Source organism: Lentiprolixibacter sp., from assembly GCF_982873095.1.
This window is the reverse complement of record NZ_CEYNTP010000101.1, coordinates 1-9151: the sequence shown is the minus strand read 5'-3', so window position 1 is coordinate 9151 and position 9151 is coordinate 1. Positions and strand designations below refer to the sequence as shown.

Below are 9151 nucleotides of genomic sequence, written 5' to 3'. Positions count from 1 at the left end.
AGTCCTTATCCCAAGGACATGAGAACAACCCGAATTTCGCTCTTATTGATCATCATTTTATTCTGGGGTTGCAAAACGGAACCTACACGTCAATACGACCTTATCCTGAGCAACGCCCGGGTAATTGATCTGGAAACCGGACAGATCAGCAGCCAGGATATTCTTATAGCGGATGCTACCATTCAAAAGTTACTTCCTTCAGGAGCGGCTCAAGATATCCCGGCAGGTGAACGCCTATCGGCAGAGGGGGCCTATGTGTTGCCCGGTTTTTGGGACAATCACGTGCATTTTCGCGGGGGACCGGACCTTGTGGAACAAAACCAAAAGTTTTTGGGGCACTTCCTGGCCCATGGCATTACTACTGTCCGTGATGCCGGGGGCGACCTTACTACAGCTATCCAGACGTGGCAAAAAGATATAGCAGCCGGGAAGCCGGGGCCCACTATATTCACTTCCGGTCCTAAAATTGACGGCCCCAAACCCACCTGGGCGGGCTCCCTGCAAGTGGAACGCCCGGAAGATATCCCTAAGGCACTGGATTCCCTGCAGGCGCTGGAGGTGGATTTTATTAAACTGTACGACAGCCGTATCAGTGGAGAGCTGTACCTGGAAACCCTGAGACAGGCTGATCAGCGGGGCCTGATAAGCTCCGGGCACATGCCCTTTAGTGTCACCCTTGAAGAGACGATAACCGCGGGGATAGACGCCATTGAACACCTCTACTATGTTATGAAGGGCTGTGCCGATGAAGAAGCAGCAGTGACCCAGGGCATCCGCGAGGGAAGCATAGGTTTCTGGCAGGCCATGCCCAGGTTACAGCAAAGCTATTCAGATCGTACAGCACAAAACACCTTTCAAATGCTGCGTGAAAAAGAGGTGTATGTAGTCCCCACCTTGCATATAGGCCACACCCTCAGTTACCTGGATGAAGCAGATCACAGTTCAGATCCTTATCTGCAGCATCTGAGCCCTGAATTTCTGGAGACCTACCAGGGCCGTATCAATCGTGCCCTGAATGCTTCGGAAACGGCCCGGAAGGACCGGAAAGCCCTGGACGATTTTTTCCGTGAACTAACTACGCAACTACACCTCGCAGGGGTGGGGTTGCTGGCCGGATCAGATTGCGGGGCCTACAATTCCTATGTCTATCCCGGACCCTCCCTGCACAATGAACTCGAGGCGCTGGTTTCCTGCGGCATGAGTGAGCTGGAGACCCTGCGAAGCTCAGCCTACAACGGCGCACGCTTTCTGAAAAAAGAAACTAACTACGGAGACATCACCGAAGGAAAGGTCGCTGATCTGGTATTGCTTTCCGAAAATCCCCTGGAAGACATCCGGAATACCCGGAAGATCCAGGGCGTGGTCAAAAATGGGAAGGTCTTTGACGAAGAGAAAATTAAACAACTTTTAGAACCGAATTAATAAGCTCTCAAATGAAAAAATACTATCTGGCACTTTTGGCAGTCGTTACCTTGGCATGTAACACCGCACAGCAAGACCCAAGTGCAACCGCAGTCCTTTTTACGAACTTGCATATTGTAGATGTTCGAAACGGTGAGATCCTGAGGGACCATCAAATAGTAATAGATTCTGGAAGGATCCTGCAAGTGGCCCCGGGTACTGAAGCTTTATCGGGTTTTACCCAGACCATTGATGCTGAAGGCGCATACGCCGTTCCAGGTTTGGCCGAAATGCACGCCCATATTCCTTCACCACCAACTTCGGAAGAGCGGATCGAAGAAACCCTGTTCCTCTACCTTTCTAACGGCATCACTACCATCCGTGGGATGCTGGGGCACCCTCGCCACCTGGAACTCCGGGAAGCTGCGAAATCCGCGGCCGTACTGAGCCCAAGGATCTTTACTTCCAGTCCCTCCCTGAACGGTAACTCCGTAAAGACGCCCGAGGAAGCCCGAACTAAGGTCACCGCCTATCAGGAAGCCGGGTACGATTTTCTTAAAATACATCCGGGGATACAACGGGATGTCTTTGATACCCTGGTTAAAACGGCGAATGAAGTGGGTATTCCCTTTGCAGGGCATGTACCCGTGGATGTGGGGATTAGACATGCCCTGGAAAGCGGTTTTTCTACCATCGACCATGTGGATGGGTACCTGGAAGGGCTTGTGCCTGAAGCTGCCGGGGTCCAGCCCAATGAAAACGGTTTTTTTGGATATAATTTTACCCCCCTCGCCGATATGGGCCGTATAGACCCCCTCGTAGCGCTAACCAATGAACAGGGGGTCTGGGTAGTCCCCACCCAAAGCCTTTTCGAGCGCTGGTTCGCCCCAACAACAGCAAATGAAATGCTTGCCCAGGCTGAAATGCAGTACATGCCCGCCTCCACACTGGAAAACTGGAGGAGCAGGAAAGAGCAATCCACCGGGGAGGGTACAGGATTTTCAGCAGAACAATGGGAAGACTTTATCAGCATCCGGAGACAGCTCATAAAAGCACTGCAAGATGAGGGCCAGGGATTGCTATTGGGTTCGGATGCACCCCAATTGTTCAACGTGCCAGGCTTCTCCATCCACCACGAAATGGCGGGCATGCTTCGCGCAGGCCTGAGCCCGCTGGAGATCCTGCAGAGCGGCACCCTCAATCCGGCTATCTTCTATGGCATGCAGGATGAGTTTGGGGAGATCAAAAAAGGCCTTTCGGCAGATTTCTTCCTGGTTAGCGGCAACCCCCTGGAGGATCTGGAAAACCTGAGGAAGGTGGAGGGCGTCATGGTTAGGGGTACCTGGATCGGCAAGGCCGAAATCGAGAAAAAACTGAGTTCCATCGCTGAGAATGCAGCAAAACAATAGTCCATGAAGTTTGTTTCTAAATTACTGCCAGTACTTGCTTTGTCTACACAATTGGCATACGGACAATTCCTCTTGAAACCCGACCGTGTCTTTGACGGGAACGAAATGCACAACAATTGGGTAGTGCTGGTTGAGGGAGATGTGATCAGCTATGCCGGGCCTGCTGCTGGCCTCAGTGTACCAAGGGGTACCCAAACCAAAAACCTTAGCGGAACGACCCTCATGCCCGGGCTGATCGAAGGGCATTCCCACCTCTTACTTCACCCTTATGACGAAACACCCTGGAACGACCAGGTACTAAAAGAATCCCCTGTTGAACGTGCCCTGCGCGGGGCCAACCACGCCAAAGCTTCCCTGATGGCAGGGGTGACCACCATGCGCGACCTGGGATCGGAAGGGGCCGGGTACGCGGATGTCTACCTGAAACAAAGTATAGAAAAAGGCCTGACCCCGGGGCCCCGCCTGCTGGTTGCGGGTCCGGCCATTGTGGCCACGGGCGCCTATGGCCCGAAAGGCTTCCATGACGGGGTAAGCGTACCCCTGGGGGCAGAACCCACCAGTGGAGTGCCCGGGGTGATCGAAACCACAAGAAGACAACTGGGCCATGGGGCTGATTTTATTAAGGTCTATGCAGATTACCGCTGGCAAACAGGGGCGCCCTCGCAACCTACATTTTTGCAAGAGGAGTTGGATGCCATGGTGGCTACGGCCACCTCAGCCGGGAGTTATGTGGTGGCCCATGCCAGTACCCCGGAAGGGATGAAACGCGCTGTATTGGCAGGAGTGGAGACCCTTGAGCACGGAGATGGGGGTACCCTGGAGGTCTTCCGGTTGATGAAGGACAAGGGCGTGGTCCTCTACCCCACCCTGGCCGCTGGCGATGCCGTGGAGCAATACGCCGGATGGGACAAAGAGAAGGAAAACGATACCGAGCGCATCCGGAAGAAAAAAGCCAGCTTTAAACAGGCCCTGCAATCCGGGGTAACGATTGGCTTTGGTGGTGATGTGGGCGTGTACCCCCATGGGGAAAATTACAGGGAACTGGAACTGATGGTGGAGTACGGAATGGCACCCTTAGACGTCTTAAGGGCGGCCACTTCGGTAAATGCCCGGACCTTCCACCTGGAAAAGCTGGGGGAAATCAAAAAGGGGTATACAGCCGACCTGATTGCAATCCCGGGAGACCCCAGTACAGACATAAAACAACTTCGAACGGTCAACATGGTGATGCTGGGGGGTACGCTGGTAAAAGGCTAACCCAATTTGCTAACTGTTATTGTTGTATCGCTACAATACACCTGCTCCCAGGGCCAGCGAAAGCAGGATCAGCATTATGGCCACGGTGACCTGCAGGAATTTCAGGGTGACTTTCTTTAGCAGTTTAAGTCCCAAATAGGCCCCGCATATGGCCGAGAGGGTGGCACAGAGCACAATGGGGATATTATCCGTTAGGCCTGCCTGGTCCATGCGGGTAGCATAGACACTGAGCCGGGTAAAATCCACAAAGGTGGAGACGACTACCGCCGTGCCAATGAAGGATTCCTTTGTAAGCCCAGCCTTGATGAGGAAGGCACTGCGCAAGGCGCCCTGGTTGCCTGAAAGTCCCCCAAAAAAACCGCTGAGCATCCCCCCAATGGGTAATTTATCCTTTCCGAATTCCAAGCGTTGGAAATACGGGATCAGGTCCCAGGAAGCAAAGATCAGCAGCAATATGGAGATGGTAAATTTAACCGGGAAGACCTCAAAGGTACTATCGAACATCTGATACACAAATAAGGGTTCTGTATCCGGGATACGCAGCAATACCCAGGCCCCGATAAAGGAAAAGATGACCGCCGGGATCCCAAAACGCAGCAACACTCCCTTATCTGCCCGCTTCCCCACCAGGAAGATCTTAAAGACGTTGTTGAAAAAATGTACCACCCCGGTCAGCGCAATGGCCAGTTCCACCGGGAAGAAAAGCATAAAAACTGGCGTAAGGATGGTCCCCAGCCCAAAACCCGAAAAGAAGGTAAGGATAGCGACGAGGAAGGCAACCAGGGAAACCAGGATGTATTCCATGTATACTGATGATCATAAATTAATCAGGTGGGTACAAAATAAAATATCTTGCTGATAATCCCATGTCCATCGAAATAAAAAGACAATGAAATATCCGAATGCCAGATCGTAAGGCAGTCTCGGGAGACCTGGTGCTTGCTGAATTTTCGCTTTACTTTTTCAATGGGGTCCCCTACTCTGATACCGTTTACCGCAAGGGAGGTATCCTTAATCTGTATATCACTGATCCCGTATTCATCGTCAATTATAATGCTGGATTTACCGTAATAGTATTCATAAATATTATACTGAAATTCTAAATAGATGGTGTCGTTGGTATCCACAAATTCAGTATACTTCCTACCCACCGTCTCCTCGAATACCTGCTTATCATATGGCCTGTTAACGCTGTATCCGTTTACCTTTATATCCAATTCCCCCCATTTGTAGGCGATATTGGGAACCCGATGTATCCTTAATCCCTCCAACCTTATCTCAAAACCCAGTGAATCTCTTTCCGAGGCAGTTCCATGGATAATGGTAAATTCTTTGCGATAACTATCAATATGATCCCAGCCGACAAAGGTCGGGTTGAGAAAGGGACCCGCCTCGTGAACCCCTTGTTCCGGAGCATCATCCATTTCAATTGTGGCTACTAGTAGATTGTACGACACCTCAGAACTGGGGTAACCTGCACTACCTATCCCATTGTCCAATCGGTATAATCTTACTCCCAGCCATTGCTCTCGGTTTTCAGCAAGAAGTTCTGCATTATTCAGGGCCTTTATAAGCTCCTGGTTATTGGAGGAACGTATCACTATATTATCCTGAGCGTGTAAAGAAGTGGCAAACAAAAACAGTAGGCATATTTCTGCGGCAAGAATTCTTAACATATACCTATTGTTTGTTCAATTTCAACCCCTTCACCCAGGAGATATTGGAATCAAAAAAAACCAGTTGGGTAGTCCCGGTTTTCCCATCCGTGCCTTGAGGGGGAGGTTGCTGGATCCGGGCACGTGTTTTTGAAAAATCAAGGATGCGGTCTTCATCAAAATCTTCCTCCTTGTCTACCACAAAGAACAGCTGGTTGCCATTAACACGCCATTTCCCGCTCCCATACATGCTCTTTATTTCCAGCATTTTTCCGTCAGCATCATCAGGAGAAAAGAAAGTGCTGAACAAAAAGGTGCCTTCTTCATGGAGGGTCATTTTGTGTTGGATAATACCGTTTTCTGCCTCCTCCTTAAGCAGGTAGATGCCAATAAAGTCCTTGGATTGGGCAATCCCTGAAACGGTGCAAACGAGAAAAAAGAGGATCAGAATTTTTTTCATAAACAAAAGGTTTATGGAAGCATATTCCTATCTAATTTAATGTATTTATCGGAAAGGACGATTTACCATCCCACCAAAAGCAGGAAATAGCAGGGTCAATTTGTTTAATTCCGAAAAAATTAGTATTATTATGATATTAAAATGATATCATATGGAAAAAGAAATAAAAGCAAGTAGTGGTTATACCATGTTACTCGTACTCCTGCTGCTCTTCGCCGGAACCGTCCTCGGAATTATCTTCACCAAAAACCCCTGGTTTTTATTATTGGTACCCATAATCCTACTGGTACTCATAGGGTTTTTTATCGTTAACCCCAACAGCTCCAAGGTGCTGGTATTGTTTGGAGCATACAAGGGCACCGTTAAGGAAAATGGCTTCTTCTGGGCCAACCCCTTCTTCAGAAAAATAAAAATTTCCCTGCGCGCCCGGAATTTTGACAGTGAACGGGTGAAGGTAAATGACAAGATAGGCAACCCCATCCTTATCAATGTGATCCTCGTCTGGCAGGTGAAGGACACCTACAAATCGGCCTTTGATGTGGACAATTATGTGGAATTCGTCCGCGTGCAGACGGATGCTGCAGTGAGGAAACTGGCTGGCTCCTACCCCTATGACAATTTTGACGATGAACAGGCAGAATTAACGCTGCGTTCGGGCATGGATGAAGTCAACGAAGCCCTGGAGACAGAAATAACAGAGCGACTTGCCATTGCCGGGATCAAGGTGATGGAAGCCCGCATCGGATACCTCGCCTATGCCCCTGAAATTGCCAGTGCCATGCTGAAAAGGCAGCAGGCGGTGGCCATTGTGGCGGCGCGGAAGAAAATCGTTGAAGGGGCTGTAGGTATGGTGGAAGATGCGCTTACCCAGCTTTCAGAAGACAATATCATCGATTTTGATGATGACAAAAGGGCCTCCATGGTCAGCAACCTGATGGTGGTACTCTGTGGCGATAAGGAAGCCATCCCTGTAGTGAATACAGGCACCCTAAATGCCTGATGTGTGAGCAAGCGTAAATCCTTTGTGCTCAGGATCGACCCTGAGGTATTCAAGCAAATTGAGAAATGGGCCGATGATGAATTCCGGAGTGTTAACGGACAACTGGAATGGATCATCAACAAAAGCCTGAAGGAGGCCAAAAGGCTGCCTAAGCGCAAAGGCAAGCCCAGGCAATAATTAGAAAGCCCGGCGGCAGCGTACGCCGGGCATTTATGTCTTGCTGTTATCCTCTCCCCCGTAGATGATCTCCATATCCGGCTGCTCCGTAAAGTAGTAGTGTACCCAGATATAGAGGTGGTTAAAGGCCGCCACCAGCAGGGCAGCTTTGGATTGTGCCAGGAGCCCCGGTACCCACAGCAGGAAAAACCCGAAGACGTACATGGCATTGGAGGAGTACTTAAAGATCCCCTGCTTAACCATGGGCACGTCCCTGTATTTGGCGGGATAGAAATGATCGATCCCAAAAGCGCGGTCGAACCCAAAATACTTCTTTACCGAATACATCAGGTAGCTACCCGGCAGGAGCAACAGCGCAGACAGTCCATAGCTCAACCACGGGTTCATAGGCAGGGTAAAGGCATTGGCAATGGCCAGGAGAATAATGGTAAGTGGCCGGGAAAGGATGAGCAGGGTAAACCCGATCTTAAAGAGTCGGAAACCAGCCTCCCCAAAAGCCCTTGAGATGCTTCGCTGGTGCAGTTCAAAGCGCCAGCAGAACAGCACGTATAATTGGTGAAGGATCGGGCTGGCCAGGGCCAGGATCAACCAGTAGCTGGTCCCGAAACCCCAAAGTGCCCCCTCCAGAAGGGATGGGTCCGCTTCTATCAGCACCTTGACGGCCCAGAGCAGGGCCAGTAAGGAAATAAGATGCCAGAACTGGTGTTTAAAAAGTTTCATTTGTCCTGACTTTAAAAGTTATATGCGGTCAGGTCGGCGTTTTCTATGCGCTCACACAATTACGCCCTGAAATACATCACCGAAAAGACCACTACGCCCAGCAGGAAGATGAAAAGGCCCAGGAGCAAAGCATTTCTCCGCACTCTTTTTTCCTTTTCGGTCAGGGGACGGATCTTTCCCTGCGCCTTGTATTTGTTTTCTATGGCCTGGCCAATGGGTAACCCGAAACCTACCCCTATCGCAGGACCTATCCCAATAAAAGCATTGTTCTGCGCTACTACACTCAAAACTACCCCTAAGCCGGAAAACAGGGCGATACCGATCCCCATCCAGAGCCCCAAAAAGTGGCCCTCGGGATATTTGCTATCGTTTTGGTCTGTTTTATTTCCCATGGTCTGGGTTTTATCAGCCTGTATGGACTATTCCTCGCCTACATGCTTTTGATAGAAGGTCCAGACTTCCCGGGCCACATCACGGCCCAGTTGCAGGCCGGCTACGTTATCGGCCTGGATATGGTAGCCTCCCATCACCCTGGAAATACCGGCCATTTCTGCCGTTTCTGTAAAGGTGGGGAATTTAAGGACCACTGTATCCCCGAGGTTGTCGGGTTCGGTAAGGGCGCCGGCTACCAGCTCTACCTCTTCCCCGAATTCATCGCTGCCTGTCCACAATTTCAGGGCTTCCCCACAGCCGCCGCTGATGGTGCTGTGTCCGGAGACATAGCTCGGAAAGGGCGGGCACAAAAAGGTTTCTGGGGAATAGGGACGCCACTGGGCGCCATCCATTTCCATCATCCCCTTGCCTTCACCTCCCCAGGCTTTGATCTTCTGGCCTTCGTAGTATTCGTGTACCAGGGCATAGGGCCGGGCGTAGTCATAGAACATCTTGGAATCCCAGGAAGCGATAAAGGCATCCATCGCCACTACCTGGTTGTAGAAGTACATTTTCACATCCTGGTCCAGGGTGTGCTGGTCCCTTCGGGAAACGTCCTGTGCAAATTTCAGCCAGTGTCCCGCCTGCTGGACGGACTGAGGCCCATCCCGCATGAATTCCACCAGGGCCTTTTGCTCGT

Annotated in this window: 11 protein-coding genes; 5 read left to right on the top strand and 6 right to left on the bottom strand. The window is 50.7% G+C overall.

What is annotated here, in order from left to right; all coding sequences use genetic code 11:
* The 3 genes from AC4E7D_RS07620 to AC4E7D_RS07610 all read left to right on the top strand — a co-directional run.
* Positions 1-1422 (top strand): amidohydrolase family protein (locus AC4E7D_RS07620; protein ID WP_490173216.1); only part of this gene is annotated, 1422 nt, incomplete at its 5' end.
* Positions 1423-1433: 11 nt separating this feature from the next.
* The gene (locus tag AC4E7D_RS07615; protein ID WP_490173215.1) at positions 1434-2810 is read left to right on the top strand and encodes an amidohydrolase family protein; all 1377 of its coding nucleotides are present in this window, start codon (positions 1434-1436) and stop codon (positions 2808-2810) included.
* Positions 2811-2813: 3 nt separating this feature from the next.
* Positions 2814-4067, top strand: coding sequence for a metal-dependent hydrolase family protein (locus AC4E7D_RS07610; protein WP_490173214.1), 1254 nt, complete (start codon positions 2814-2816; stop codon positions 4065-4067).
* 30 nt (positions 4068-4097) lie between these two features.
* On the opposite strand, the gene AC4E7D_RS07605 is transcribed toward AC4E7D_RS07610, so the two are convergent.
* The 3 genes from AC4E7D_RS07605 to AC4E7D_RS07595 are packed head-to-tail and all read right to left on the bottom strand — an operon-like array spanning position 4098 to position 6182.
* The gene (locus AC4E7D_RS07605; RefSeq protein ID WP_490173213.1) at positions 4098-4871 is read right to left on the bottom strand and encodes a TSUP family transporter; all 774 of its coding nucleotides are present in this window, start codon (positions 4869-4871) and stop codon (positions 4098-4100) included.
* Between the two features lie 23 nt (positions 4872-4894).
* Positions 4895-5743, bottom strand: coding sequence for a hypothetical protein (locus tag AC4E7D_RS07600; protein WP_490173212.1), 849 nt, complete (start codon positions 5741-5743; stop codon positions 4895-4897).
* Positions 5744-5747: 4 nt separating this feature from the next.
* Complete coding sequence (locus tag AC4E7D_RS07595; RefSeq protein ID WP_490173211.1) at positions 5748-6182, bottom strand: hypothetical protein; 435 nt, start codon at positions 6180-6182, stop codon at positions 5748-5750.
* A gap of 151 nt (positions 6183-6333) precedes the next feature.
* On the opposite strand from AC4E7D_RS07595, the gene AC4E7D_RS07590 reads away from it, so the two are divergent.
* Positions 6334-7182 carry an SPFH domain-containing protein gene (locus tag AC4E7D_RS07590; RefSeq protein ID WP_490173210.1) on the top strand — a complete coding sequence of 283 codons (849 nt, stop codon included), beginning with the start codon at positions 6334-6336 and terminating at the stop codon, positions 7180-7182.
* A gap of 3 nt (positions 7183-7185) precedes the next feature.
* Positions 7186-7359 carry a type II toxin-antitoxin system antitoxin gene (locus AC4E7D_RS07585; RefSeq protein ID WP_490173209.1) on the top strand — a complete coding sequence of 58 codons (174 nt, stop codon included), beginning with the start codon at positions 7186-7188 and terminating at the stop codon, positions 7357-7359.
* A 33-nt stretch (positions 7360-7392) separates the two neighbouring features.
* Here the strand turns inward: AC4E7D_RS07585 and AC4E7D_RS07580 are convergent, their stop codons facing one another.
* The 3 genes from AC4E7D_RS07580 to AC4E7D_RS07570 form a co-directional block, all read right to left on the bottom strand.
* Positions 7393-8079, bottom strand: a complete 687-nt coding sequence (locus AC4E7D_RS07580) for a methyltransferase (RefSeq protein WP_490173208.1) — start codon at positions 8077-8079, stop codon at positions 7393-7395.
* Between the two features lie 59 nt (positions 8080-8138).
* The gene (locus AC4E7D_RS07575) at positions 8139-8471 is read right to left on the bottom strand and encodes a hypothetical protein (protein WP_490173207.1); all 333 of its coding nucleotides are present in this window, start codon (positions 8469-8471) and stop codon (positions 8139-8141) included.
* Between the two features lie 27 nt (positions 8472-8498).
* The coding region (locus tag AC4E7D_RS07570) for a vanadium-dependent haloperoxidase (protein WP_490173206.1) at positions 8499-9151 on the bottom strand (653 nt) is incomplete at its 5' end.

Coding starts and splice junctions, on each gene's coding strand:
- AC4E7D_RS07595 (WP_490173211.1), bottom strand. CDS start 6,182: ATGAAAAAAATTCTGATCCTCTTTTTTCTCGTTTGCACCGTTTCAGGG.
- AC4E7D_RS07580 (WP_490173208.1), bottom strand. CDS start 8,079: ATGAAACTTTTTAAACACCAGTTCTGGCATCTTATTTCCTTACTGGCC.
- AC4E7D_RS07605 (WP_490173213.1), bottom strand. CDS start 4,871: ATGGAATACATCCTGGTTTCCCTGGTTGCCTTCCTCGTCGCTATCCTT.
- AC4E7D_RS07615 (WP_490173215.1), top strand. CDS start 1,434: ATGAAAAAATACTATCTGGCACTTTTGGCAGTCGTTACCTTGGCATGT.
- AC4E7D_RS07590 (WP_490173210.1), top strand. CDS start 6,334: ATGGAAAAAGAAATAAAAGCAAGTAGTGGTTATACCATGTTACTCGTA.
- AC4E7D_RS07600 (WP_490173212.1), bottom strand. CDS start 5,743: ATGTTAAGAATTCTTGCCGCAGAAATATGCCTACTGTTTTTGTTTGCC.
- AC4E7D_RS07575 (WP_490173207.1), bottom strand. CDS start 8,471: ATGGGAAATAAAACAGACCAAAACGATAGCAAATATCCCGAGGGCCAC.
- AC4E7D_RS07610 (WP_490173214.1), top strand. CDS start 2,814: ATGAAGTTTGTTTCTAAATTACTGCCAGTACTTGCTTTGTCTACACAA.